The 26,550-nt window shown below is 70.2% G+C and carries 19 protein-coding genes and 3 pseudogenes; 10 read left to right on the forward strand and 12 right to left on the reverse strand.

Annotated elements, in window-relative coordinates; all coding sequences use genetic code 11:
• Position 1: 1 nt before the first annotated feature.
• The 4 genes and pseudogenes from ACFWAR_RS07585 to ACFWAR_RS07600 all read right to left on the reverse strand — a co-directional run bounded on the left by ACFWAR_RS07585 (position 2) and on the right by ACFWAR_RS07600 (position 2,911).
• Entirely contained in the window at positions 2-415 is a 414-nt protein-coding gene (locus ACFWAR_RS07585; protein ID WP_385774116.1) for an anti-sigma regulatory factor, read from the reverse strand.
• Between the two features lie 71 nt (positions 416-486).
• Positions 487-852, reverse strand: a pseudogene (locus tag ACFWAR_RS07590) (STAS domain-containing protein); the annotation flags it as partial.
• Positions 849-1,703: an STAS domain-containing protein gene (locus ACFWAR_RS07595; RefSeq protein ID WP_385774118.1), complete on the reverse strand. Its 855-nt coding sequence runs from the start codon at positions 1,701-1,703 to the stop codon at positions 849-851. The pseudogene ACFWAR_RS07590 and the gene ACFWAR_RS07595, both read right to left, overlap by 4 nt.
• A gap of 206 nt (positions 1,704-1,909) precedes the next feature.
• Positions 1,910-2,911, reverse strand: coding sequence for a magnesium and cobalt transport protein CorA (locus tag ACFWAR_RS07600; RefSeq protein WP_385774120.1), 1,002 nt, complete (start codon positions 2,909-2,911; stop codon positions 1,910-1,912).
• A 177-nt stretch (positions 2,912-3,088) separates the two neighbouring features.
• Here ACFWAR_RS07600 and ACFWAR_RS07605 point away from each other — a divergent pair, with 177 nt between their 5' ends.
• The gene (locus ACFWAR_RS07605) at positions 3,089-4,369 is read left to right on the forward strand and encodes a peptide ligase PGM1-related protein (protein ID WP_385774122.1); all 1,281 of its coding nucleotides are present in this window, start codon (positions 3,089-3,091) and stop codon (positions 4,367-4,369) included.
• Between the two features lie 58 nt (positions 4,370-4,427).
• On the opposite strand, the gene ACFWAR_RS07610 is transcribed toward ACFWAR_RS07605, so the two are convergent.
• Positions 4,428-5,531 (reverse strand): DNA topoisomerase IB, encoded by a 1,104-nt coding sequence (locus ACFWAR_RS07610; RefSeq protein WP_385774124.1) that lies wholly within the window; start codon positions 5,529-5,531, stop codon positions 4,428-4,430.
• A gap of 229 nt (positions 5,532-5,760) precedes the next feature.
• Positions 5,761-6,090 (reverse strand): plasmid stabilization protein, encoded by a 330-nt coding sequence (locus ACFWAR_RS07615; protein WP_385774126.1) that lies wholly within the window; start codon positions 6,088-6,090, stop codon positions 5,761-5,763.
• A gap of 796 nt (positions 6,091-6,886) precedes the next feature.
• Here ACFWAR_RS07615 and ACFWAR_RS07620 point away from each other — a divergent pair.
• Positions 6,887-7,573, forward strand: coding sequence for a HemK2/MTQ2 family protein methyltransferase (locus ACFWAR_RS07620; RefSeq protein WP_385774128.1), 687 nt, complete (start codon positions 6,887-6,889; stop codon positions 7,571-7,573).
• Between the two features lie 106 nt (positions 7,574-7,679).
• Positions 7,680-8,711, forward strand: a complete 1,032-nt coding sequence (locus tag ACFWAR_RS07625) for an iron-containing redox enzyme family protein (protein ID WP_385774130.1) — start codon at positions 7,680-7,682, stop codon at positions 8,709-8,711.
• 19 nt (positions 8,712-8,730) lie between these two features.
• Here ACFWAR_RS07625 and ACFWAR_RS07630 read toward each other — a convergent pair whose 3' ends face one another.
• Both ACFWAR_RS07630 and ACFWAR_RS07635 read right to left on the reverse strand, forming a co-directional pair.
• Complete coding sequence (locus ACFWAR_RS07630) at positions 8,731-8,967, reverse strand: hypothetical protein (RefSeq protein WP_385774132.1); 237 nt, start codon at positions 8,965-8,967, stop codon at positions 8,731-8,733.
• 79 nt (positions 8,968-9,046) lie between these two features.
• On the reverse strand, positions 9,047-9,448 hold the full coding sequence (locus ACFWAR_RS07635; RefSeq protein ID WP_385774134.1) for an ATP-binding protein: 402 nt from the start codon (positions 9,446-9,448) through the stop codon (positions 9,047-9,049).
• 271 nt (positions 9,449-9,719) lie between these two features.
• On the opposite strand from ACFWAR_RS07635, the pseudogene istA reads away from it, so the two are divergent.
• Both istA and istB read left to right on the forward strand, forming a co-directional pair.
• Positions 9,720-11,328: pseudogene (gene istA / locus ACFWAR_RS07640) on the forward strand (IS21 family transposase).
• A pseudogene (gene istB, locus ACFWAR_RS07645) lies at positions 11,325-12,120 on the forward strand (IS21-like element helper ATPase IstB). The pseudogenes istA and istB overlap by 4 nt, the downstream one beginning before the upstream one ends.
• 13 nt (positions 12,121-12,133) lie before the next feature.
• Here the strand turns inward: istB and ACFWAR_RS07650 are convergent.
• Positions 12,134-13,135, reverse strand: a complete 1,002-nt coding sequence (locus ACFWAR_RS07650; protein WP_385774136.1) for a hypothetical protein — start codon at positions 13,133-13,135, stop codon at positions 12,134-12,136.
• Positions 13,136-13,336: 201 nt separating this feature from the next.
• Positions 13,337-14,521 (reverse strand): PP2C family protein-serine/threonine phosphatase, encoded by a 1,185-nt coding sequence (locus ACFWAR_RS07655; protein WP_385774138.1) that lies wholly within the window; start codon positions 14,519-14,521, stop codon positions 13,337-13,339.
• Between the two features lie 263 nt (positions 14,522-14,784).
• On the opposite strand from ACFWAR_RS07655, the gene ACFWAR_RS07660 reads away from it, so the two are divergent.
• From ACFWAR_RS07660 to ACFWAR_RS07670, 3 genes are read left to right on the forward strand one after another with little or no spacing between them, the layout of a single operon-like run.
• Positions 14,785-15,750 (forward strand): LLM class F420-dependent oxidoreductase, encoded by a 966-nt coding sequence (locus tag ACFWAR_RS07660; RefSeq protein ID WP_385774140.1) that lies wholly within the window; start codon positions 14,785-14,787, stop codon positions 15,748-15,750.
• A gap of 11 nt (positions 15,751-15,761) precedes the next feature.
• Complete coding sequence (locus ACFWAR_RS07665; protein ID WP_385774143.1) at positions 15,762-16,430, forward strand: HAD family hydrolase; 669 nt, start codon at positions 15,762-15,764, stop codon at positions 16,428-16,430.
• Between the two features lie 47 nt (positions 16,431-16,477).
• Positions 16,478-18,616: a catalase gene (locus tag ACFWAR_RS07670; RefSeq protein WP_385774145.1), complete on the forward strand. Its 2,139-nt coding sequence runs from the start codon at positions 16,478-16,480 to the stop codon at positions 18,614-18,616.
• Between the two features lie 58 nt (positions 18,617-18,674).
• Here ACFWAR_RS07670 and ACFWAR_RS07675 read toward each other — a convergent pair whose 3' ends face one another.
• Positions 18,675-21,107, reverse strand: coding sequence for a SpoIIE family protein phosphatase (locus tag ACFWAR_RS07675; RefSeq protein WP_385774167.1), 2,433 nt, complete (start codon positions 21,105-21,107; stop codon positions 18,675-18,677).
• A complete protein-coding gene (locus ACFWAR_RS07680; RefSeq protein WP_385774147.1) occupies positions 21,064-25,629 on the reverse strand; it encodes a HAMP domain-containing protein in 4,566 nt (1,521 codons plus the stop codon). The genes ACFWAR_RS07675 and ACFWAR_RS07680 overlap by 44 nt, the downstream gene beginning before the upstream one ends.
• Before the next feature lie 280 nt (positions 25,630-25,909).
• Here ACFWAR_RS07680 and ACFWAR_RS07685 point away from each other — a divergent pair, with 280 nt between their 5' ends.
• Positions 25,910-26,071 carry a hydrophobic protein gene (locus ACFWAR_RS07685; protein WP_385773101.1) on the forward strand — a complete coding sequence of 54 codons (162 nt, stop codon included), beginning with the start codon at positions 25,910-25,912 and terminating at the stop codon, positions 26,069-26,071.
• A gap of 76 nt (positions 26,072-26,147) precedes the next feature.
• Positions 26,148-26,501, forward strand: a complete 354-nt coding sequence (locus ACFWAR_RS07690; RefSeq protein ID WP_385774149.1) for a PRC-barrel domain-containing protein — start codon at positions 26,148-26,150, stop codon at positions 26,499-26,501.
• The last annotated feature ends 49 nt before the right edge of the window (positions 26,502-26,550 follow it).

Below are 26,550 nucleotides of genomic sequence, written 5' to 3' on the forward strand. Positions count from 1 at the left end.
CTCACCGGCCCCACTTGGTGATGGTGACCCTGGTTCCCCGCCCGGGCACGGTGTCCAGGACGAAGTCGTCGACGAGCCGCTTGGATCCGGACAGACCGAGGCCCATACCGTTGCCCGAGGTCCAGCCGTCGGTCAGAGCCAGGTCGACGTCCGGGATGCCGGGTCCTTGGTCCTCGAAGTCCAAACGGACTCCCCGCCGCCCGCGCTCCTCGACCACGGCGCCGGTCATCGTGCCCCCACCTCCGTAGACCAGGGTGTTGCGGGCCAGCTCGCTGGCCGCGGTGATCAATTTCGTCTGGTCCACGAGGGAGAGCCGGCACTCCTGAGCCAGGGCGCGCACCAGCTGCCGGGCCCGGACCACCCCGGCGTTGGCAGTGATCTCCAGTACCGCCGGACCTGGAGGGGAAGCGTTCACCGGCCGGCCGCGGCATCCGGCACGACGTGCTCGTGCCGGGATCCGGCCCAGGGACTCGGAGCGCTCCCGCCCGGCGCGGCCGTGCGCGCCTGCTCCAGCATCCGCAGCCCCTTGTCGAGGCTCAGCGCGGTGCGCACGCCGCCGAGCGAGAGACCGAGCTCGACCAGGGTGATGGCCACTGCCGGGCGCATGCCGACCACGACGGTCTGGGCGTCCAGCAGGCGGGAGATCGAGGCGATGGTGGACAGCATCCGACCTACGAAGGAGTCGACGATCTCCACCGCCGTGATGTCGATGACCACTCCGTGCGCGCCCGAATCCACCACGGCGGCCGCCAGATCGTCCTGCAGCAGCATGACCGCCTGGTCGTCCAGGTCCGTCTGGATGGACACCAGCAGGACCTGTCCGATCCGCAGCACCGGAACCTGCTCGCTCACCGGCCACCGGCCTGCGAAGCCGTACCGGTGACGGTGGCCCCGGAGCGGCGCAGCGCGTGCCGCAGGGCATCGGCCAGCGTGGCCTTGGTGACGATGTCCCCGAAATCGATGCCCAGGGCCACGATCGTCTGCGCGATCTGCGGGCGGATCCCCGAGATGGTGCACTCCGCACCCATCAGCCGCGCGGCCACCACCGTCTTGAGCAGGTGCTGGGCCACCTCGGTGTCCACGGCCGGCACACCCGTGATGTCGATGATGGCCTGCTCGGAACCCGTATCGATCAAGGCCTGGAGCATCTTCTCCATCACGACCATGGTGCGCGCCGAATCCAGGGTGCCGACCAGTGGCACACCGATGACCCCGTCCCACAGCTTCACCACGGGAGTCGACAGCTCCATCAGCTGCTCGGCCTGTGCCGCGATCAATTCTTCGCGCGTACGGGTGTAGACCTCGATGGTGAACAGGCCCAGGACGTCGAGGAGACCCGCGAACCGCAGGTACGCCTGTACGTCGCTGGACTCGCCGGTCAGGGCCGGCTCCAGGACCTCCTTGAGGACGAACACGCTGCTGGCGGTCTCCGTGGGGCTGAAACCCTGCCGGGCCCGGGTCCGCGACAGCTCGGTCAGCAGGGCGCGCACCTCTCCGAAGGCCTCGCCGCGGCCGTCGAGACTGCCGTCGCCCAGAGCCTCCACCAGAGCGGTGTACAGCTCCTGGAGCTCGCGGTGAACCTCGGCGCGGCTCACCCGACCGCCGAGGGAATGCGTCACCTTCTCCGCCCACTCCGCCCCCAGGTCCTCGCCCCGGACGGACAACAGGCCGATCAAACGATCCGACACGCTCTCATCAGCCACAGCACACACCCCTCGTAGAAAGACCTGGCAGCCCCGCGACGGGCAGCATGGGCCGCAGCCCGTTCCGCGCCCGGCTTCCCCGGATCCCGCCAGACATGCGCGTCACAACAGCAGAACATGGCACGGGTGTTGCACTGCCCGGCTGACGTCGTCATCGAGGAGGCCCCTTCGCATCCGTCGCGCCCTTTGGTCCGTTCGCACGGGGGTCACAGCCAGCCGTTGCGGTGGAAGGCGCGGTGGAGGGCAGCGGATGCGCCCGCCATGAGGGTGAGGGCGAGCGGGTAGCCGAAGGTCCAGCCCAGTTCGGGCATGTGCTCGAAGTTCATGCCGTAGACGCCGGCGACCATGGTGGGGACGGCGAATATCGCGGCCCAGGCCGAGATGCGACGCATGTCGTCGTTCTGCCAGGTCCCCACGCGGGCCTGTTGGGCGCCGAGGACCGAGTTGAGCAGCTCGTCGAGCGTGCGGACCTCGATGTCCGTGCGGTGCAGGTGGTCGGTGACATCGCGGAAGTAGGGCGCGGCCTCGGCCTCGGCCGAGTGGGCCTCGTCGGTCATCCCCGTGAGGAGGCCCTGCAGAACGGGGACCAGGGGCTGGACCGCGTCGCGGAACTCGCGCACCTCGCGTTTGAGGGAGTAGATGCTCTGGGTGTGGTCGACGCGGGAGGAGGAGAAGACCTGGTCCTCCAGTCGGTTGAGCGCGGTGCGCACGCTCCTGGCGGCGTCGCCGTACGCGTCGACGACGACGTCCAGCACGGCGTGCAGCACGGCCCAGGGACCCAGGCGGAGCATCTCTTGATCGGCGTCGAGCCGTCGGGCGGCCTCGGCGCAGGGATCGACGGGACCGTGTCGCACGGTGAGGACGAAGCGGGGCCCCACGAACAGCATCATCTCGCCGGTCTCGACCGCTCCTTCGTCCTCGACGTACCAGAGGGTCTTGAGCGCGACGGCCAGGACGTCGCCGAACCGCTCGTACTTGGGGCGCTGGCGCGCGTGCATCGCGTCCTCGACGGCCAGGGGATGAAGGCCCAGGTCATCGCCCAGCCGTACGAGGTCCTCCTCGGACGGATCGGTCAGCCGGACCCAGCCGAACTCCTCGTCGCCCAGGTCGCGCAGCCGCTTGAGGACCACCTGGCACGCCGCGTCCTCCACGGCGCACTCCACGCTCTCCGACCGGCCGGCCTGCTTCTCGTACACCACGCATTCCATCTCCTACGGATGCTTCGGCCCGCCGAATTCATGCGCGGGCCGACCGTGTCGCGTCCCGGCCCTCGGGGCGGGGCACGTCGGCGAACCGGGTGTGGCGGGTTCAAGGCTGATCGGGAGGGTAGGCGGTGGCCACTTGCCGCATCCACCTGCCGCATCCACCGGCGAAAGGCGACCACGGTGACCGAGACGGGCCCGATCGTCGTGTTCGCGAACTTCCTTTCGGATGTGGCGGTGGATCTCGACGAAGGGCAGATCCTGACGCAATGGGCCCAGCAGGCACCACGGAAGGCATGGCTGCTGCGGCCGGGGGACATTTTCGTCACTCCCGTGCCGCTGGGCCAGGAGTTCCTGCGGTACGTGTGCGACCTGACCGGGGTGCCTCCGGAATCGGTGGCGGTGATCGAGGTGCCTCCGGCCGGGGCCGTTCCGCTCGCGCGGGCCGTGCGCGGGGCCGGGCTCGTGGAGCACATTCGGGCTCTCGTACGGGACCGGGGCGCGGCGCTGCTGCCGACGGCCCTGGACGCGTCCACGATCGAGTTCGCCCGGGACCTCGGCATCGCGATCCACCCGTACCCGACCGTCGGGGCCGCCGAGACGGCCCTGGAGGTGACCATGCTGCTCAATACGAAAGCCGGGTTCCGTGAGACGGCCGGACGGCTGGGCATGCGGCTGCCCGCGGGACGGACCTGCCGGCGTCCGCGGACCGAAGGCGTGGCGCGGGAGTTCCTTCGGGACCACGAGGGCGTCGTGGTGAAGCCCGACCGTTCGGCCGGCGGGCACGGGTTGCGCTTCGTATCCCGCGACGACCTGGCGGGCGGGGCGAGTCTGCCGCTCGATCCCGTGGGTGGACCCGACGGGATGTGGGTCGTGGAGGAACGCCTCGACGTGGCCGAGTCGGTCAGCGTCCAGATGGAGGTGACGGGATCGCGGACCGTCGCGCTCTTCAGCGGAGCCATGCGCACGGTGCACGGCTCGTTCACGGGATACGCCTCTCCGCTGCCGGCGTCCTGCGTGCATGCCGCCGGCGAGCTTGAACAATGGGGCACCGCCCTGGGCCGCCACCTGGCCGCACACGGTTATGCCGGGCCCTTCGGGCTCGACGCGCTGGTGGCCACCGATGGCACGGTGTACGCGAGCGAGAGCAACATTCGCCGCACGGCGACCACCACCCCCCACAGCATGGTCACCCGGCTGGCTGCTCGGTCGGCCGACGCACACCCGGCGTGGCTGGTCTCCAAGGGCCGGACCCGTCGTCCGATGGACTTCGCCGAGGGGCTCGCACGCCTGTCGGCCTCCCGCCTCGCGTTCGACCCGGAACGGGGCGAGGGCGTGATCCTCTACGCGGACGCGCCGCCCGACGGCCGTTCCTGGCGGTACGCGGTCATGGGTACGAGGACCGGCGACGTGGAGGAGCAGGAAGCCGCGTTGGCCGAGGTGTTCGGGTTCGAGGGCGGCTGACAGCGATGCCACCGGCGCCGTAGCCGGTGCCCGGTTCCGCCCGGTGTCCGCCGCCGCCTCACCTTCGCGACGACCCGGCCCCGCCCGCACCACGCGCCTGGGACGTCGGCCGTGTCCCTCCCGGGACGCTGTCCGGCGCCCGGGCGGTATCAGGCTGCAGCAGCCTCAGGACCGCGCGTTCCACACCGCCGTGAGTGGCAGGCCGCCCGAAGGCGCCGTCCTTGCCCAGTTTTCCGAGGGCGTCCGCTATGGTCCGGCCGTCTTCGTACAGCTCGATGAGGCGCGGGTGGATGTAGGAGGCGCGGCACACGGCGGGCGTGTTCCCCATGTAGTCGCTGACCTCGCGCACCGCGCGGGCCACGACCTTGCCGCGACGGACGCTGGACTCGTCGGCGGTGCTCGCGGAGACGGCCAGCGCGACCGCCGCCAGCACGGTGGCGTACCAGGTCCTGAAGTCCTTCGCCGTCAGGTCCTGCCCCGAGGAGTCCCGCAGGTAGGCGTTGAGGTCCGCGGCGTGGACTTCGTGCCACGCTCCGTGCTCCCAGTAGGCGAACAGCCTCGGGCTCCTGTCCTTGCGCCGCAGGAGAGCCCGGACCACTGAGTGGGCCCGCTCGTCCACCATCGCCCGGGTGACGTCCTTGCCCGACTTGGCGGGGAAGTGGAACCTGATTTCGCCCTTCCGGCAGGTGGCGTGCTCCCGGAGGAGCGTGGTGAGCCCGAAGCTGCCGTTGTCGCGGGCGTAACGCTCACCGCCGATGCGGAGGAATCCCGAGTCGAGGATCCGGGTGAGGCAGGCGAGCACGCGGGAACGGGTCAGGCCGCGGCCGGTGAGGTCCAGCGAGACCTGCTTCCGCAGGCGCGGCAGCGAGCGGGCCACGTCCTGGACGTGCTCGTGTTTCGCTGCGTCCTGCTGATCCCGGAACGCAGGGTGGTACAGGTATTGGCGTCGCCCGGCGTCGTCCGTGCCCAGGGCCTGGATGTGACCGTTCGGCCAGGGGCAGATCCACACGTCCTGCCAGGCCGGCGGGATCACGAGGGCACGGAGGCGTTTGCGGTCGGCCGCCGACAGGGGCTTCCCGGCCGCGTCCAGGTAGCGGAAGCCGCGCCCGTGACGCACGCGCTGCCACCCCGGTGCCTGCGGATCGCTCGTCCGAAGCCGCATGGCAGCCATCAGTCAGCGCCCGTGCTCTTGCTCCAGAGGCGTTCCTTGCCGCAGCAGTCGCATGCGTAGATGCCACTCCGATGAGCCATTTCGCCCAGTTTCGAAGGATCTATTCCATTCATGCGGGGCGTATACCCCCGCCACCGTCGCCACACCCCAGCCGTGAACTGCCCCGTGCCCGTGAGGGGCCGGTTTCCCTCGGCGAGCGAGGTGCCGACCGGATGCGAGGTCAGTGGCCGAGGGCGTTCTTGAGCTGCTGCTTCGTCATGGTCGAGCGGCCTTCGATGCCGCGCTTCTTCGCCTCCCGGTAGAGGTCGTCCTTGGTGCGTTCGGTGGAGCCGCCGCTCGCGTGGGACCTCTCGCCTCCGCGTTGGGATGCGGACTTGCCCTGTAGGGAGCTGCGGCTGGCCGTCTTGCTCTCTCCGGACCGTGCGCGTTCCTTGTTCACGGTGCGGGCGGCCATCTCCTCGGCACGGCCTTCCGACATGCCCCGCTTCTCGCCGGACTCCTTGATGTGCTCGTACTGGCGCTCACGCTTGGGGCTGGACCCTCGGGGCATGACAAGTCCCTTCACCGGTGTCGTACGTGTCCCGCTCATGGTGCGTCTGCCCCGAGCGCCTCGCATCTCACGCGTGCCGGGGCGGTTGCGGGGTAGTCGGTGCCGGCGCCCTTCCCCCGAGGCGGCCGGTGCCACCGCCGCGCACAACGCCGCCGATCACCCTTACCGTGGAAACCGACCCGGTGCCCGACTCCCACTGACGGCCTGGCCGCGGGGATCCGTCTGCCCGGCGGCAGCGGTCTGAGCGCTGGGGCCGGGGGCCTGCCCGGGTTCCGGGAGTGCCCCGGCCGAGGAGGAGGCCGGAGCGGTGGTGCCCGGGTGCCGCGCGGATTCCCTACGGCAGAGGTGGTGCCGGGTGGCCTGGCCCGCACCTCGGGGGTGTGTGACTCAGGCTCCGGGCGGCGGCCCGCCCATGGGAGACGCGGACCCCGCTCTCCACGCGTCTTTCCCCGCAACCGCCGTGCAAACTCCCGTGCCGGAATTCATTGAGGTCGCGTCAGAACGGTTGCGCAGCAAGCTGGTTGCGCGCCCTACCGAGTGCCTCGTCCTGGTGGTGGGCGGCACCGCCCGCTCGGTCGCCGTCCCCGCGTTCTGTTTCGGCAGCCGGCGCAGCGCCCGGGGCCCGCATATGCCGTGGGATCCGCGTCATGGGATCCGCCGGGTGCCGCTCTTCCCTCTCCGTCTGATCCTCTGAGGATCGACATCGTCCCGGATGTATGACGCCGACCGGGGCAGGCGCAGTACCTGATCAAGCCCTGCGACCCGCTCGAGGGCCGCGGCGACACCGGAGGTACGGGTGCCCAGTACAGCTCTCTCCACGACGACCCTGCCCGGCAGCCTCGTGGCCCTGCCAGGCGTCTACCAGCCGCAGGCGGACACCTCGCTCCTCGCCGAGGCGCTCGCGCTGGAGGAGCTCGGACCGGACACGGAAGTCCTGGAGATCGGGACGGGCACCGGCGCGCTGGCCCTGCAGGCCGCGCGCAGGGGCGCCCGGGTCACGGCGGTCGACGTGTCGTGGCCGGCGGTCGTCACCGCGCGGCTGAACGCCTGGAAGCTCCGGCTTCCCCTGGGCGTGCTGCACGGGGACTTCGTGGCCCGTACGGCGGGACGCCGCTTCGACCTGGTCGTATCCAACCCGCCGTACGTGCCGGCCCCGGGAAGCCGGCCGCCTTCGACCGGACCGGAACGGGCCTGGGACGCCGGGCCCGATGGACGGGCGGTCATCGACCGCATCTGCGCCGGCGCCCCGAGCATGCTCCGGCCCGGCGGTGTGCTGCTCATGGTGCACTCGGGCATGTGCGGAGCCGGCCGGACCCTCGACCTGCTGACCGGCGCGGGAATGGCCGCGGAGGTCACCGCGAGGGCTGAAGTGCCCTGGGGGCCCGTCCTGCGCTCGCGCCGGACCTGGCTGGAGAGCCGGGGGCTGGCGGACGCGGCCGAGGAATGGGAAGAGCTGGTGGTGATCCGTGCACGCCTTCACTGACGACACGGTCGAGCTACGGGGCCCCGTACTCGTCGAGGACCCGGTGCGACATCAGCCACCGCCGCCGCGCACCAGCCGCACCGCCCACCGACGACGGGAACCCGCGATGCCCCTGACGAACCCGACCGGCCCGAGCACCACCGCGCCCACCGCTGGCCCCCGGCTGGTCGAAGGACGTGGCGACCTCTCCGACGCCGTGGTCCGATCCCTGAGGTCGTGCGCCCCGCCCCGGTACGCCCCGGCCGCGGCTCTCCAGGCCGATCCCTGGGGCGAAGACCTCCAACTCGCCCTGTACCTCATGTACGAACCGCACTACCGGGGCTTCGAGGGAGTGGACGACGCCCGGGAGTGGGACCCGGACCTGCTGCGCCTGCGCCAAGCCCTCGAAGCCCGCTTCCTGCACGCCCTGCCCGCCGGGCTGCCCGATGCGCCCCGGACCGCCGAGGACGCCTTCGCCCCGCTCCTCGTCGAGCCCGTGGACCTCTCCGGCAGCCTGAGCCACCACCTCGCAACCGAGGGCGAGCTGTGGCAGCTGCGCGAGTACGCGGCCCTGCGCTCCCTCTACCACCTCAAAGAGGCCGACCCGCACGTGTGGGTGATCCCTCGCCTCACCGGCCGTGCGAAGGCGGCGATGGTGGCCGTCGAGTACGACGAGTTCGGCGCCGGCCGCGCGGAGCACATCCATGCACGGCTCTTCGCGGACCTCATGGTCGACCTCGACCTGGATCCCGCCTACGGCCGCTACCTGGACCAGGCCCCCGCACCGCTGCTCGCGACCGTGAACGTGATGTCCCTCTTCGGTCTGCACCGGGCACTGCGCGGCGCGCTCGTCGGTCACTTCGCGTGTGTCGAGATCACCTCCTCACCGGGATCCCGCCGCCTGGCCAAGGCCATGAGGCGCTGCGGGGCGGGCCCGGCCGCCGAGCACTTCTACGCCGAGCACGTGGCGGCCGACGCCGTCCACGAGCAGGTCGTACGCCATGAGGTCGTCGGCGGACTCCTCGCCGACGAACCCGACCTGGAGGCGGACATCGCCTTCGGCAGCGCGGCAACCGTCCTCCTGGAGGACCGCCTCGCCCAGCACATCCGCACCTGCTGGGACGAGGGCCGAAGCGCCCTGCGCACCGCCCTGCCGTAGCCGCGGACCACGTGCGTGATCACGGGCCGCGCCCGCCGAGGGAGACCTTGGCCGTCTGGACACGGCGCCCGGCTTCGCGTTCCGCCTCCTCGTCGTGCGCCCGCAGGGCGGCGCCGACGGCACGCCGGGCCGCCATCAGAAGCGCCCGCAGCCGCCCCGCGACCTCCGGAGGAAGATCCGGGTCGCTGGCCCGCCAGCGCCTGCCGTCGATGACGACGCAGCGTCCGTCCCCGGTGTGTTCCAGGTCGCGTGACATCAGCCGCTCCTTCCTTTCCGCCCATCGGATCGGCGCCCCTTGCGGTCGGCTCCGGATCCGGGCGGGGAAGTGCTCGGGCCTACCAGGGGGCGTGGGCGCAGATGGTCTTGCCGCCGGAAGGCGTGGCCTCGGTGTGGGTGTGGCTGGTGAGGCGGTTGATGAGGTGCCAGCCGTAGCCGCCGCTTCCGTCGGTCCGGGGCGTGTGGGGCCGCGCCGGTGCGGGGCTGGCGTCGGTGACCCGGATCTGGATGTGGTCGTCGTGGAGTTCGAGGTGGAGGGTGGCGGGTCCGTCGGTGTGGCGGATCGCGTTGGTGACGAGCTCCGTGACGACCAGGAGGACCGCGTCGGTGTACTCGGGCCTGGCGGCCGGTCGGACCCGGGCGGCGTGGTCGAGGAAGGCGGCTGCGGCGCCCCGGGCCGTCGTGGTCGGCCGGGCGCTGCGGGGCACGGGCCGGTCCAGCACGAGCATGGGCGGAACCACGAAGTCTCCATCCCTAGAGGGGGCGTACTCGGCGCTTGCCCCCTCTACGGCTTTCCACCCCATTGCGGCCGCCTGCGCTGGTCCTGTCCACCCATTCGGACCAGGTGTTCGGTCAGGTGGCTTTGTTCACGGGTTGTGAAGCCGGTTGTTCATGGGTTTGGGAGGCACTCGGATCCACGGTCGGGTGATGTTCACGAGTTTTGAAGTCACCGGGGTTCTTGCCAGGGCAGCATCGGGGTGCTCCTGGTGAAAGGGCCTGGTCATGCCGCAGATGTCGAAGGTCGAGTTGTACGCGGCGATCCGGCGTGACCACCGTGGCGGGATGAAGATCCGGGAGATCGAGCGCGCGTACAACGTGTCGTGGCGGACGGTCCGCAAGGCCGTGGACTCGGTCTGGCCGGAGCCGCGGAAGCAGCTACCGCCGAGGCCGACCGCCCTCGATCCGTACAAGTCGGTGATCGACGGGATGCTTCAGGCGGATCTGGACGCGCCGCGCAAGCAGCGGCACACGATCACGCGGATCTCCCACCGCCTGGTCGAGGAACACGCCGCGGATGTCTCCTACCAAATGGTTCGGCGCTACGTCTCGGACCGGAAGCCGCAGATCCTCGTCGAGTCGGGGAAGGGCCCGGTCGAAGCGTTCATCGCTCAGACCCACCAGCCGGGCATGGAGGCCGAGGTCGACTTCGGCGACGTGACGGTCCGCCTCGCCGACGAGCTCGTGACCTGCTACTTGTTCTCCTTTCGCCTGTCCTACTCGGGCAAGGCCGTCCATCGCGTCTTCGCGTCCTGCGGTCAGGAAGCCTTCTTCGAAGGGCACGTTCACGCCCTGCGGACGCTGGGCGGGGTGCCTCGGAGCAAGGTCCGTTACGACAACTCGAAGGGCCGCCGTGGCCCAGGTGTTGGGGCTGAGCCGGGCCAGGGTGGAGGCCGACCGGTGGATCGCGTTCAGGTCGCACTTCGGGATCGAGCGTTTCTACTGCCGGCCCGGTATCGAGGGCGCCCACGAGAAGGGCGGGGTGGAGGGACAGATCGGCTACTTCCGCCGCAACCACTTCACCCCGGTGCCCGAGGTCGACTCGCTGGCCGAGCTGAACGAACTCGTCGACCAGTGGGATCTTCACGACGGGCGGCGCCGGGTCGGTTCGCGGCCGCGGACGATCGACGAGTATTTCGAGGTCGAGCGGCCACTGCTGATGCCACTGCCGCAGGAGCCGTTCGAGACGGGCCGGTTGTTCACTCCGAGGGTCGACCGCTACAGCCAGATCGCGGTCCGCACGAACCGGTACTCGGTGCCGGTCCGGCTGATCGGCAAACGGGTCCGGGTCGTGCTGCACGCCTCTCACCTGGTGGTCTACGACCGGAACGTGGAAGTGGCCCGGCACGAGCGGCTGATCGCGAAGGGAGGCTGCCGCCTGGATCTGGACCACTACCTGGAGGCCCTGATCCGCAAGCCTGGCGCGTTCCCCGGCGCCACCGCGCTCGAACAGGCCCGCTCGGCCGGCAAGTTCACCCCGGTCCATGACGCCTGGTGGGCCGCGGCGGTCAAGGCCCACGGAGACACGGCCGGGACAAGGGCGCTGATCGAGGTGCTGCTGCTGGCACGACACCTGCCGCACCTGGTCGCCGGACTCGCGATGGCCCTGCGGGCGGGAGCCCTGACCGCGGACGCGGTCGCGCTGGAGGCCCGCAAGATCGCCCAGGCCGAGGACGAACCGGCCGGCACCTCGGGCGCGGCCACCGTGACGTTTCTGCACGAGTGGCGGCTCGCGCATCTTCCCCCGGACACCAGGCCGCTGCCCTCGGTGACCCACTACGACCAACTGCTCCGACGCCGTCGCGCCAGCGACGGTGAACACCGCGAGGGAGAAGCACAGTGACCCTGCCCCGCCAGCGAGGCTTGACCGAGCAGGCCGCCAACACGGCCATCGACACCGCCTGCCGCCTGCTGCGGCTTCCCTCGATCAGAAACGAGTTCTCCGACATCGCCGATCGGGCGCTGAAGGATCAGATGACCTACCGCGGGTTCCTCGCCGAGTTGCTGATGGCCGAGTGCGACGACCGGTCCCGGCGCCGGTCGGAACGACGGATCAAGGCGGCCGGCTTCCCTCGGGACAAGTCGTTGCAGACCTTCGACTTCGACGCGAACCCGAACCTCGACGCAGCCACCATCCACACCCTCGCCAGCTGCGAATGGATCAAGAAGAGCCAGCCGCTCTGCCTGATGGGCGACTCCGGAACCGGCAAGTCCCACATGCTGATCGCGCTGGGAAACCGAGGCGGCGATGGCCGGCTACCGGGTCAAGTACGTGCTCGCGACGAAGCTGGTCAACGAGCTCGTCGAGGCCGCCGACGAGAAGCAGCTCTCCAAGACGATCGCCCGCTACGGACGCGTCGACCTGCTCTGCATCGACGAGCTCGGCTACATGGAACTCCGCCGCGGCGCCGAACTGCTCTTCCAGGTCCTGACCGAACGCGAGGAGAAGAACAGCGTCGCCATCGCCTCCAACGAGTCCTTCGGCGGCTGGACCAAGGCGTTCACCGACCCCCGCCTCTGCGCGGCCATTGTCGACCGCCTCACCTTCAACGGCACCATCATCGAGACCGGCACCGACTCCTACCGCCTTGCCAGCACCCGAGCACGTGCCGAGGAATCGGCCAAGGCCGGCTGACCGTCGGCGGGCTTCAACTTGATGGTTCTCCACCCCAGAGTGGAGGACCATCAAGCACTGTTCCGGGGATGTTCGGCGTGAGCATCTCGTCGATGCAACTACGCAACCCGCCGCCGGTGTGGTCGACCCAGTCGAGCCAAGGCACCGGCTGCAACAGGTCGCCGTACTGACGTGTTCCGGGGGCAGTGAGGAGGGCGCGGAGCTCGTCGGGGGCGGGGTCGGTTACCAGGCACAGCCAGGCCAGGCCGGCCCCAATGCGGACCTCGGTCGGTCGTCCGGGATCCGACCACAGGTCCCGGGCCCACACGGGAGCGTGTTCATCCTGATGTTCGCGGGCGAGTTGGGCGATCGCCAGGATCAGGCTCACCCGGACCACCGCATCGTCTTCCTTCACCAGCCTGAACTGCAGGGCCGAGGAGACGTGTGAAGGCTCGCCGGTCGCCGCCCCCAAGATGTAGGCGGTCACGGACCGGACCTCGGGGTCGGGGCCGGAGAGAAGCGGGAGCAGAAGGTGTAGGTCGTTCGTGACGGCCTGACGGGAGGCCTGGATCGTCCAGTCCACCGGGCACATCGTGCTGCCCTCGACCATCAACGGCTCCTCGGCGACCTGGAGCAGACCTTCCCGCGATCCGTCCCCCATGTGCTGACACCGGCCGATCTCGGCGACCAAGCGAAGGGTTCGGGCACGGAGCCCGGGGTGCCCGGTCGCCGCTATCCGGAGCAGGAACGGCACCGCCAGTGCTCCCACCGCGATCGTGCCGCCCTGGTGGTGAAGATTTACCCAGAGCTGCCGCAAGGCCCTGTCGGCGGCCTCGGCGTCTCCGGAGCCGAGCGTCGTGAGGAGTCCGGGGATCTCCTCGCCCGAACCGTAGAAGTGCCGGAACCGCTGCCAGGGGACTTCGTCGTACCTGAACCCGTCCTTGACCTCCTGCGGGATCGCGCCCACGGCCGTCCGCACGTCGCAATCCGTGCCGACCCACCGTTCCGGCCAGCCGGCCCAACGGTCATCGTCCATGCCTTCGCCTTCCAGTCCACCGACAGCATCCGAATCCGGGAGTCTATCGACCGGTGATCAAGAGGCGGCCCACTCCTGCCGCACTCCGGTGGCACCGCACCATAGCGACGTCATTTCTCGTGAACATCTGCAGCACTCAAGATCGCCAACTGCAGCCCAAACCGCTGATCAAACGCTGCTACTTCACGTGAACGAAGCCAGTCAGGCGCCTTCGCCGTGGGGGCCGTGCCAGTCCAGGCACAGCACGGTGGCATCGTCCTTCGGTGCCGACCCGCCGTAAGCGTCGCTGACCGCGCCCACCAGGGCCCGTACGACCTCGCGCGGGTGCTCGGCCCCGGTCCGGCGCAGGAGCGCGGGCAGGTCGACGGTCGCGGCGTCGCGTTCCTGCATGCCGTCGGTGTGGAGGAGGAGCCGGTCCCCGGGGCGCAGGTCGAGGTCCTGGACCGGGTACGGGCCCTGGACGCCGGGGTAGCCGAAGGGCAGGTTGACGGCCAGGCGCAGCTCGGTGACCGCGCCCTCGCGCAGCAGGAGCGGCCAGGGGTGGCCGGCGTTCACGAGCCGGGTGCCGCTGCCGTCGAGGGCGATGCGCAGGAGCTGGCCGGTGGCCATGCTCTGGCGGCCGTGGTCGAGCAGGGCCTGGTGCACCTGGCGAGCCTGTTCGGTGAGGTCCTCGCCGGCGCGGCGGGCGCCGCGGGAGGCGTTGACCAGGAGGGTGGCCATGAGGGAGGCGTCGACGTCGTGGCCCATGGCGTCGGTGATCGACAGGTGCAGGGTGTCGCTGTCCAGGCTGTAGTCGTAGGTGTCGCCGGCGATGGACGACGCGGGTACCAGGGCGCCGGCGAGCGTGAACTGAGGTGCCTCACACGCGGCGGCGGTCGGCAGGAGCTGGCGCTGGATCTCCGCCGCGAGGCTCACCTGCGTGGTGCGGTTTCCCCAGTGGTAGAGGTCGGTGAACCTGCGATCGGTCACCAGGATGTACGCCAGCGCGTGCGCGGCCTCCTCCACCTGCACCAGCACCTCCGGGGTGACCCCGGCAAGGAAGAGCTCAAGGACGCCGATGGTGTCGCCGCGGTTGGTCACCGGCGCCAGTACCCTCTGCCCCTGCCCGTCGCCGGGCGCCAGCACGACCTTCTGGGCGCGCAGGACGTCGTCGTACACACTGCTGCCCGCGAGAGGGATCTGCGCGGCACGGTCCTCGTGGTCCACGGCCATGGTGTCGTGGACGCGCAGCAGGCGACGGCCGACGACGTCGACGAACAGGAACGACACGTACCGCGCCCCGAAACGGTCCCGCAGATTGCGTGCCACGACATCGAGGGAGTCCACGGGCGCGGCGGCCTCCGCGGCCGCCAGGACCTCGGCCAGCCCGATCCGCTCCTGCGCCACATCAGCCTCCGTTGGTGGGAATCGCCCTTGGACGCTCGCCCTTGGACGCTGCGTTCAAGGAACGAGCGACGTCGCACCGTCTTCGCCCGGCGGTCTCCTGCTCGGACCGATTGTCCCGAACGGGGCGGTCCTGGCTCCGGCGCCGCACCGGCGAGTGCGGCGAGCTGAACCGGGCGTCCGGCCTGCCGCGACACACCGATCCGCCGTTCGGACTCACGGGGCCCGAGGGGTTTCATCCCCCGCTGCGCGGTTAGGCGCCGGATATGGTGCGAATCGGATACACGATGATGACCGAGCAAGCCGGGCCGCGCGAACTGGTGTCCCACGTGGTGGGCGCGGAGCGGGCGGGATTCGACTTCTCCGTCATCTCGGACCACTCGTTCCCCTGGCTGGAATCCCAGGGTCACGCCCCCTACGCCTGGAGCGTTCTCGGAGCAGCCGCGCAGGCGACCTCCCGGATCCCGCTCATGACCTACGTGACCTGCCCGACCTTCCGCTACCACCCGGCGGTCGTCGCGCAGAAGGCGGCAACGATGCAGATCCTGTCCGAGGGCCGGTTCCGCCTGGGTCTGGGATCGGGCGAGAACCTGAACGAGCACATCGTCGGAGCGGGCTGGCCCGCCGCCCACGTGCGCCTGGAGAAGTTGGAGGAAGCGGCCGACATCATCCGGCGGATGTTCACCGGTGAGGACGTGAGCCATCACGGTGTCCACTTCGACGTGGAGAACGCCCGGCTCTGGGACCTCCCCGACGAGCCGCCCCCGATCGGCATCGCCGTCTCCGGGCCGCGCTCCTGCGAGCTCGCCGGCCGGTACGGCGATCTCGTGATCGCCACGGAGCCGAAGCGCGAACTCCTGGAGCGGTTCGACGCCCACGGCGGCGCGGGCAAACCGCGGGTCGGTCAACTGCCGGTCTGCTACGACACCGACCGCGACGCGGCCGTGGCCCGCGCCCATGACCAGTTCCGCTGGGCGCTGAGCGGCTGGAAGGTCAACGCCGAACTCCCCGGCCCCGCCGGCTTCGAGCAGGCCGCACAGCACACCCGGGCCGAAGACGTGGCCGAGAGCGTTCCCTGCGGCGACGACGTGGACGCCTTCGTGGACGCGGTGCGGCCGTACGCGGAAGCGGGATTCTCCGAGGTGGCCCTCGTCCAGATCGGGGGCGATCGGCAGGAGCCGTTCCTGGACTGGGCCGAGGCCCAGCTCCTTCCCGCACTACGGAACCTGTGAGGGGCACGACCATGAACCGTGCCGCTCTCTTCGACGTGGACGGGACCCTTGCCGACACCAACCACCTGCACGTCGTCTCCTGGTGGGAAGCGCTCCGCCAGGGCGGACACCAGGTGCCCGCGCATGCCGTGCACCGGGCGATCGGCCTGCCGGGCGAGGACCTCCTCGACCACCTCCTGGGCAAGAACAGGGACCATGGTGACGACGAGCGGATGAGCGCCGCCCACGACACCCTCTACGCCACGTACTTCGACCGGATCCCCGCCTTCGACGACGCCGCCGAACTCCTGCGCGCGCTGGCGCGATCCGGCTGGAAGGTGCTGCTCGTGACCTCGGCCAAGGACCGCGAGCTCAAGGCACTGCGCGAGGCCGTCGGAGCGGACGACGCCATCGCCGACACCGCGACCTCCGACGACGTCGAGCAGGGCAAGCCGGCCCCCGACCCCGTCCGGCACGCCCTCGACCTGGCAGGGGTGCCGGCCTCGCGCGCCGTGTTCGTCGGCGACTCGGTCTGGGACATGAAGGCGGCAGAGCGCGCCCACGTGGCCGCCGTCGGCCTGCTGTGCGGTGGGATCGCGCAGGCGGACCTCGAAGGAGCGGGAGCGGTCGCCGTCTACCGCGACCCCGGCCACCTCCTGACGGATCTCGGCGACAGCCCGTTCGCACGGATACCCGCCTGAAGCCGCTTGGTCGGCTCGTACGAGCAGGACATCACCTAGGAGAAGCAATGGGTACGGAGCACACCCCCGCGGAACCGCAGTCGGGCGAGGGCGCCCTGCCCGGGAAGCCGCCGACCGGCACGGACCGGACGCGCACGGCACAGGGCGGTGCGTACCTGACCACCGCCCAAGGCGCCCGGCTGCCGGACACCGATCACTCGCTCAAGGCCGGAGCGCGCGGCCCGGTGCTCCTTCAGGACCATCATCTGCGCGAGAAGATCACGCACTTCGACCACGAGCGGATCCCGGAGCGGGTCGTCCACGCGCGGGGCGCCGCCGCGCACGGGGTGTTCAAGGGCTACGGGACGGCCCGCGCGGTATCCAAGGCCGGATTCCTCGCCGAGGGCGTGGAGACCCCCGTATTCGTGCGGTTCTCCACCGTCCTCGGCTCGCGGGGTTCGGCCGACACCGTCCGCGACACCCGGGGCTTCGCGACGAAGTTCTACACGAACGAGGGCACGTTCGACCTGGTCGGGAACAACATCCCGGTGTTCTTCATCCAGGACGCGGTCAAGTTCCCCGACATCATCCATGCCGGCAAGCCCCACCCGGACCGGGACATCCCGCAGGCGCAGTCCGCGCACGACACGTTCTGGGACTTCGTGTCCCTGCACACCGAGGCGACCCACCACACCCTCTGGAACATGTCCGACCGCGGCATCCCCCGCTCGCTGCGCATGATGGAGGGTTTCGGGGTCCACACCTTCCGGCTGGTCGACGCGCACGACGAGAGCGTGCTGGTGAAGTTCCATTGGAAGCCCAAGCTGGGCGTGCACTCCCTGGTCTGGGAAGAAGCGCAACTGATCTGCGGCATGGACCCCGACTTCCACCGCCGGGACCTCTTCGACGCCATCGAGTCCGGCGCCTTCCCGGAGTGGGAGCTCGGCATCCAGGTCTTCCCCGACACCGAGGACCAGATGTTCGAAGGGATCGACCTCCTCGACCCGACGAAGCTCGTGCCGGAGGAGCTCGCGCCGGTGCAGCTCATCGGGCTGATGACCCTGAACGCCAACACCGAGAACTACTTCGCCGAGACCGAACAGGTCGCCTTCCATCCCGGCCACCTGGTCCCCGGCATCGACGTCACCGACGACCCGCTGCTCGCCGGTCGGCTCTTCTCCTACCTCGACACCCAGATCAGTCGGCTCGGCGGCCCCAACTTCGGGCAGATACCGATCAACCGGCCGCACGCCCCCGTCAACGACATGCTCCGCGACGGCATGCACCAGAGCGCCGTCCACACCGGCGTCGCGCCCTACCATCCCAACAGCCTCGACGGCGGCTGCCCCTTCCTCGCGGGCGCCGACACGAGCGCCTTCACCGAGACGCCGGTGAAGGTCCCCGCGGCGAGCAAGGTCCGGGAAGCGCCGACCTCGTTCTGCGACCACTTCACCCAGCCCCGCCTGTTCTGGCTCAGCATGACCCCGACCGAGCGCGAGCACATCATCGCCGCGTACACCTTCGAACTGAACAAGTGCCAAGAGCAGGCCGTCAAGGAACGCACCCTGAGCGTCTTGGCCAACATCGACCCGCACCTGTGCGCGGAGGTGGCCACGGGCCTCGGTTTGCCGGCCCCCGCCGCCACGATGCCGCTCGTCGCCTGCGACCCCAGCCCCGCCCTGTCCCAGTTGGGCGGCACCTGGCCGACCGACGGCCGCGTGGTGGGCATCATCACCGACCCGACGGCCGACCCGGGCGGCGTGCGAACCGCTCGGCGGGCCGTCCTGGACGCGGGCATGGTGCCCCTGGTCATCGCTCCGACGGGCGGCACCCTCGATCCCGACGGCGACCCGATCGCCATTCAGCGCACCTTCGCGACCGCCCGTTCCGTCGAATTCGACGCCCTGCTGCTGTCGGGGGACCTGGAAGCGGGCGTCGACGCCTACGGTGCCCGCGATGCCAAGGCCGGTACGGCCCGGCCGCCGCAGGCGGCGGATCCGAGGGTCCTGCTGCTGCTCACCGAGGCGTACCGGCACGGCAAGGCCGTCGGAGGCTGGAACGGTGCGCGGCAGCTCCTCGAAACGGCCGGCATCGGGGCGGCCGAGCCGGGCATCGCCCTGGGCGAGGACGCCACGGCAGCGGTTGGCGCCGTGGTCGCCGCCCTGGCCGGACACCGGGCCTGGGACCGGTTCCCGCCCGCCGCCTGATCTCGGCAGGACCGCGGCGGTGACGGCCGGGGCGCGCCGCGCCCCGACCGACGGCGGGTCAGCGCACCTGGACGCCGATGAGGCACGTGTCGTCGTCGGTGTCGGAGGCGCTGTAGGTCAGCAGGTTGTCCAGGCGCTTTTCGAGGGAGGACGCTGCTTGCGAGGCCACGTCGAGGAGCTGGGTCAAGGCATCCGCGACGGAGACGTCCCTGCGCTCGACCAGCCCGTCCGTGTACATGAGGAGGGTGTCCTCGTGCTCCAGCTGTACCTCTTCCTCCGGATACGTCACCTCGGACAGGGCGCCGAGGAGCAGGCCGCCCGGGGCGACGGGGAAGGCCCTGGCCTCCGTTCCCCTGACCAGGACAGGCGGCAGATGGCCGGCGCGGGCCCAGGTCAGGCGACGGGTCCGGGGGTCGTAGATCGCGCACACCGCGGTCGCGGTGAGGCTGCTCGTGAGGTGGTAGGCGACGCTGTTGAGCCAGGAGAGGAGCTGGGCGGGGCCGGCGCCGGTGACGGCGAGACCGCGAAGGGCGTTGCGCAGGATCACCATGCCGGTCGCTGCCTGGATTCCGTGGCCGGCCACGTCACCGACGCTGATGAGGATCCTGTTGTTGGGCAGTACGACCGAGTCGTACCAGTCGCCGCCGACGAGGGACTGGGATTCGGCAGGGCGGTAGCGTACGGCGATCCGGATGCCGGGGACGTCGAGGGGGGCCGGGGCGGGGGGCATGATGGCGTGCTGGAGTTGCAGGGCGAGCTTGGTACGGTCCGCCGATTCCGCTTCGCTGTCGGCGAGTTGGTCGCGCGTGGCGGCCAGGGCGACCTCCGTCCAGTGCTGCGCGGAGATGTCCTGGCAGGCGCCTCGTACGGAGTGCAGGATCCCGCGGTCGTCCAGGACGGGTTCGGCCACCATGCGGATGTGCCGGGTGATGCCATCGGGCCGGATGAGCCTGAAATCCACTGATGATTCGTGGAGTCGGTACAGAAGGGTGCGCAGGAACCGCCCGAGAGAGTGGGCGTCGTGGGGGTGCGCGTGGGCGGCGAGTTCTTCGATCGGAATCGGAGCCGCCGTCATGGGCAGGCCGAACAGGGCGTAGAGCTGGTCGTTCCAGCTGGTCGCACCGGTGGTGATGTTCTGTTCGAAGCCCCCGACCCTGCCGAGGCGTTGGGCGTGCTGCAGCAGGCTGGCCAGTCGGGCCGTCTCGTCCTCGATCCTCCAGACGAGGAGGAGGGACGTGCCGTGCCGGCTGATGCCGACGTCGGCGGTCGAGGTGAGGGGGACCTCGTCGACGAGGGCCGTGAGCGTGGTGCGCGATGCCTGACAGGGCTCGCCCGTGGCGTACACGCGCTCCAGTTTGGAGAAGAGCCCGTGGTCCTCCGCGGCGGTCGGGTAGGACTCCAGGAAGAGCGTGCCGGTGACCATGGAATGCGGGCGTCCGGCGGGATCCACGAAGCGCTGGTTGCCGTGACGGATGCGGAAGTCGGTCAATCGGCCGCTCGGGTCCAGGTGCGGGGTGAGGACCAGTACGGGGTCGTGCAGGTGGTCCGCGAGGTCGGTCAGTTCCGCCACTGCCGCCAGATGTGGTGCGTCGGAGGCGGGGTCGGGGCCCGGGGCCCCTGCTTCGAGGGTGTGGGAGCACAGTTCGGCCAGGGCTTCCAACTGGCGCAGGACTCGGGGCGGCTGCGCGGGCAGAGGTTCCGGCCAGCTCACCTCCAGCACGCCGAGGAGCCGTCCTCCGGTCCCGGCCGGGACCATGATGCGCCCCCCGTCCGGGTACCGGCGCCGCCCGATGGTGGGGACGCCCGCGTCGGAGAGGGAGTTCACCACCGTGAGGTCCCGGTTGTTCATCGCCAGTCGCGCACAGGTGGCGACCTCGGGCGGGACGTAGCGCCAGCGCACGGCTTCCTCGGGGGTGAAGCCGGCCTGACCCACCAGGGCGATCGAGGAGTCCGCCGCGACCGCCCAGACGGCGACCCCGTTGGCACCCAACGGGGAGAGGGCGTTCTCCAGCAGGGCGGTGGCGACGGCCTGGGAGTCGGTGGCCGCGAGCACGCGGCTCTCGGCCGCCCTGAGCCGTACCGCCGGGGTGAGGGAGCGGGCGGCGGGGGGCTCGGTGTCGACGGCTTCGAGGAACTGCTGTGCGATCTCGCTGACCTGGTCCCGGGCAGCCTGATTGATGATGTCGACCGCCAGGGCGAGGACGGTCGAGGTCGAGCGGTCGGCGAGTTCCGTGAGTTGGCGGTTGGCTTCGGCGGGCCCGCACCCGAGGCGCTCCACGAGGATGCCCTTGGCCATTTCGATGAGTGCGCGCCCGTCGGAGGCTTCCTGGGCGTCCGCTGCCTCGCGGCGCAGCCGCTCCACCGTCGAGGCCAGGCGGCTCACCTGGCTGGGCTGCGGTGCGGTCGGGGCGCCCCCGTACGCTGGAGAGGGGCTGGGGGCGGCGCGGTCAGACACGGGGGGACCCCGCGGAGTCCCGGGGGAGGAGCCAATGCCGCAGCCGGGCGATGAGGTCGTCGGCGTCCACGGGCTTGGTGACGTAGTCGCTCGAACCGGAGGCGAGGCTCTTCTCGCGGTCGCCCGGCATGGCCTTCGCCGTCACCGAGATGATGGGGAGGCCGGCGTATCGGGGCATGCGCCGGATCTCCGCCGTGGCCGCGTATCCGTCGAGCTCGGGCATCATCACGTCCATCAGGATCAGGTCGATGCCGGGCGTGCTGAGAAGGGTCTCGATGCCCTTGCGACCGTTCTCCGCGTGCAGGACCCGGATGCCGTGCAGTTCGAGGATGCCGCTGATGGCGTACAGGTTGCGGGCGTCGTCGTCGACGACCAGAACGGAGCGGTGGGCGAGGCTGCTGTCGACCACGGCGCCGTCCGGCTCGGGAAGGTGTGCCCCGGGCCGCGCGTGCGGCAGGACCTCGCCCAGGCGGTCGACCGAGAGGTGGAGCGTGATCCGTTCCCGGAGATCGTCCAAACTGGTGAACACCTCCAGGGGCCGGGCGGTGCCCACCCGGGCGATCTCGTCCTGCTGCGCACGGGTCATGCGCCGGTTGTCGTGCGCGAGGACCGGCAGGGAGGCCAGGGCCGTGTCGCCGCCGAGGGCCCGGAGGAAGCGGAGTGCCTGATCGTCGGCATCCAGTGCGAGGACCACGCAGTGGAAGGGCGACTGGGCGAGCACGGTGGCGGCGTCCACGGCGGTCGTGGCCGTGACGACCTCGACCGGGTCGGCCGACGGGCCGGTGGCCAGGTCGGCGGCGGCGCTTTCGGCCACCAGGCTCAGGAGGCCGTGGTCGCGCTCCTCGATGACCAGGAGCCGTCGCGGACGGCCGTCCTGATCGACGGCGGTACCGCTGCCGGCATCCTGGGAACCCTGGCGCGCGAGCGCCTGCCCGAGGGCGGGGACTTCCTCGACGTCCCGTTCGGCGGACTCGGTGCGTGAGACGGGCATGTACAGGGTGAAGGTCGATCCCTGGCCGGGCGCACTGCGGGCGGTGACGACGCCGCCGAGCAGGCGGGCGATCTCCCTGGTGATGGAGAGGCCGAGTCCGGTCCCGCCGTACCTACGGCTGGTCGTGCCGTCGGCCTGCTGGAAGGCGGCGAAGATGACTTCCAGTTGTTCCTCGGCGATGCCGATGCCGGTGTCGATGACCCTGAAGGCCACCACCGACCCGGCCTGGGCCAGCTCCGACGGCAGCTCCGCGGTGTCGGCAGGCTCGATCCGAACCCGTACACGGCCCCGCTGGGTGAACTTGACCGCGTTGGACAGCAAGTTGCGCAGGATCTGCTGCAGCCGGGCGTCGTCGGTGAGCAGGTCCGCCGGGGCCCCGGGCGACGTCGTCACCTCGAAGTCGAGGCCCTTTTGGGTGGTGAGGGGCCTGAACGTGGCTTCGACGTAGTCGAGGAGCTGCTTGAGCGAGACCCGTTCCAGATTGACGTCCATCTTTCCCGCCTCGACCTTCGACAGGTCCAGGATGTCGTTGATGAGCTGGAGCAGGTCGGAGCCCGCCGAGTGGATGATCCCCGCGTACTCGACCTGCTTGGGGGTCAGGTTCCGGCCGGGGTTCTGTGAGAGGAGCTGGGCGAGGATGAGCAGGCTGTTCAGCGGGGTGCGCAGCTCGTGGCTCATGTTGGCCAGGAACTCCGACTTGTACTTCGAAGCGAGGGAGAGCTGCTGGGCCCGGTCCTCCAACTCCTGGCGGGCCTGCTCGATCTCCAGGTTCTTCGTCTCGATGTCGCGGTTCTGCGTGGCGAGGAGGGCCGCCTTCTCCTCCAGCTCGGCGTTGGAGCGCTGGAGTTCGTCCTGCTGGACCTGCAGCTGTCCGGAGCGGGCCCGGAGTTCGACGGTGAGTCGCTGGGATTCGCCGAGGAGCTCGTCGGTGCGGGCGTTGGCCACGATGGTGCTGACGTTGACGCCGACCGTTTCCATCAGGCGGCCGAGGAAGTCGCGGTGGACGGGGGTGAAGGAGGTGAAGGAGGCGAGCTCGATGACGCCGAGGACCTGGTCCTCCACGAGGATGGGGAGCACGATCAGGCTGGCGGGGGTGGCACTGCCGAGTCCCGAGGAGATCAGATAGCCCGGCGGGACGTGCTCGGTCGCGATGATGCGACGGGTGCGAGCCGCTTGGCCCACGAGTGTCTCGCCGTGTCGTACCCGACGGGCGGCCGGGCTGTCCGCGGGGCGGCCGAACGATCCGATGAGCGTGAGCCACGGCGCGCCGTCGAGGTCCTCGGCGAGGTAGAAGGCGCCGTAGCTCGCGTCGACCAACGGGGTCAGCTCGTCCATCACCAGATCCGCCACGACCGCGAGGTCGCGGTGGCCCTGCATCAGCGCGGAGATCCGGGCCAGATTCGACTTGAGCCAGTCCTGGACCTGGTTGGCGCGGGTGGTCTCGCGCAGCGAGCCGACCATCGAGTTGATGTTGTCCTTGAGCTCGGCGACCTCGCCGGAGGCGTCCACCGTGATCGACCGGGTCAGGTCGCCCTCGGCGACCGCGCTCGCCACCTCGGCGATGGCCCGGACCTGCCGGGTGAGGTTCCCCGCCAGCTCGTTGACGTTCTCCGTCAGCCGCTTCCAGGTGCCGGAGACGCCCTCGACCTCGGCCTGGCCGCCGAGCCGGCCCTCGCTGCCCACCTCGCGCGCGACCCGGGTGACCTCGGCCGCGAAGGAGGACAGCTGGTCGACCATCGTGTTGATCGTCGTCTTGAGTTCCAGGATCTCGCCCCGGGCGTCGACGTCGATCTTCTTCGACAGGTCACCGTTGGCGACGGCCGTCGTGACCAGGGCGATGTTGCGGACCTGGCCCGTCAGGTTGTTCGCCATCGAATTGACGTTGTCGGTGAGGTCCTTCCAGGTGCCCGCCACATTGGGGACGCGGGCCTGGCCGCCGAGGCGGCCTTCGGTCCCGACCTCCCGGGCCACTCGGGTGACCTCGTCGGCGAACGCCGACAGGGTGTCCACCATGGTGTTGATCACCTCGGCGAGCGCGGCCACCTCGCCCTTGGCCTCCACCGTGATCCTCTGCGACAGATCGCCCCGGGCCACCGCGGTGGCGACCTGGGCGATGGAGCGGACCTGGCCCGTGAGGTTGGAGGCCATGACGTTGACGTTGTCGGTGAGGTCCTTCCACGTCCCCGAGACCCCCCTGACCGTCGCCTGGCCGCCCAGGTTGCCCTCGGTGCCGACCTCGCGCGCGACGCGGGTGACTTCGTCGGCGAAGGCGGAGAGCTGGTCGACCATCGTGTTGATGGTCTCCTTGAGTTCGAGGATCTCGCCGCGGGCGTCGACCCGGATCTTCTGCGAGAGGTCGCCCTGAGCCACCGCCGTCGTGACCTCGGCGATGGAGCGGACCTGCGCCGTGAGGTTGTCGGCCATGAAGTTGACCGAGTCGGTGAGGTCGCGCCAGGTGCCGGAGACGCCCTTGACGTCCGCCTGCCCGCCGAGGCGCCCCTCGGTGCCGACCTCGCGCGCGACGCGGGTGACCTCGTCGGCGAAGGCGGAGAGCTGGTCGACCATCGTGTTGATCGTCGTCTTGAGTTCGAGGATCTCGCCGCGGGCGTCGACCCGGATCTTCTGCGAGAGGTCGCCCTGAGCCACCGCCGTGGCGACTTCCGCGATGGAGCGGACCTGCGCGGTCAGGTTCCCGGCCATGAAGTTGACCGAGTCGGTGAGGTCGCGCCAGGTGCCCGAGACGCCCTTGACGTCCGCCTGCCCGCCCAGGCGGCCATCGGTACCGACCTCGCGGGCCATCCTGGTGACTTCGTCGGCGAAGGCGGAGAGCTGGTCGACCATCGTGTTGATGGTGTTCTTGAGTTCGAGGATCTCGCCCCGGGCGTCGACGTCGATCTTCTGCGAGAGGTCGCCCTTGGCGACGGCCGTGGTGACCTGGGCGATGTTGCGGACCTGGTTGGTGAGGTTGCCGGCCATGAAGTTCACCGAGTCGGTGAGGTCCCGCCATACTCCCGCCACACCGGGCACCTCCGCCTGGCCGCCGAGCCGCCCCTCGCTGCCCACCTCGCGCGCGACCCGGGTGACCTCGTCCGCGAACGAGGACAGTTGGTCCACCATCGTGTTGACGGTGTCCTTCAGCTCGAGGATCTCACCACGGGCAGCCACATCGATCTTCTGCGACAAGTCCCCTCGCGCCACCGCGGTGGCGACCTGGGCGATGTCGCGCACCTGCGTGGTCAGGTTCCCGGCCATCGCGTTGACCGAGTCCGTGAGATCGGCCCAGGTACCGGAGACCCCCGGCACGTCGGCCTGCCCGCCCAGAGTGCCCTCGGTACCCACCTCACGGGCGACCCGCGTCACCTCCGAGGTGAACAGCGAGAGCTGGTCGACCATGCCGTTGAAGACGGTCGCGATCTCACCGAGCAGCCCATCGGACTCCTCCGGCAGGCGGGTACCGAAGTCCCCGTCGCGAACGGCCGTCAGGCCGGCCAGCAGCTGGCGCAGTTCCGGTTCCCCCACCTCGCCCGGCGGCCCGTCGCCCCCGCGCGGCACTGTCGGCTCGACCATCTTCGCCCCATTTCCCTACGGTCAGGCCATGCAGCCTCTCCCCGGCAAGTGCACCACACGCCCACCGGCGCCAGTGCCGCCAGGGCGAAGCCCGAAGACGGCGTGACGTCCCGTCACTTGCCGGATCGGCCCGGCGTCCTCGAAGCCTGCGCTTCGGACGCCGCGGAAGCGGTCGGGACGGTGACGGACCGGCCGAAACCTTCTGGGAAAAGAAAGAAGTGAGTTTGGGGCGCATGGCTCCGGCAGGGTCGGGCACATGCTGCCTTGGAGGTTGATAAACATGGTTCCCCTGCTTCTCGTTCTGCTTCTGGTTCTTATTCTCTTCGGTGCGGGATTCGCACTGAAGATTCTCTGGTGGGTCGCCATCGCGGTCCTGGTGCTGTGGCTGGTCGGTTTCGTCGCCCGCCCCAAGGGCGGCAGCGGCAGGTGGTATCGCTGGTAGTGGCTGTGGCAGTTGCGCAGTAGAGCGGAGCGAAAATCTCCCCGTATTTCCCTGTGATCGAAGGAGTTGTTTTCACATGACGGAGAATGTGTGGGGTTACCGCGGGACGTCCGGCCGGCTGGCCGGTGAGGACCTGACGGGTTACAAGGTCGAGGCGACGGACGGATCGATCGGCAAGGTCGACAAGCATTCCGACGAGGTCGGCTCCGCGTACATCGTGGTCGACACGGGTCCCTGGATCTTCGGCAAGGAAGTCCTGCTGCCCGCGGGCACGGTCAGCCGCATCGACGCGAGCGAGAAGAAGATCCATGTCGACCGCACCAAGGAGCAGATCAAGAACGCTCCCGAGTTCGACAAGGACAAGCACCTCGGTGACGCGGACTACCACCGCCAGGTCGGCGGCTACTACGAGGGCCCGCACCGCCTGTAGCGGCCACGGTTCCCAGAACGGACGAGCGGCGGGGAGACGACCTGGAGGT

Origin of the sequence: Streptomyces sp. NPDC059917 (assembly GCF_042730635.1) — a bacterium.
Taxonomy (GTDB): domain Bacteria; phylum Actinomycetota; class Actinomycetes; order Streptomycetales; family Streptomycetaceae; genus Streptomyces.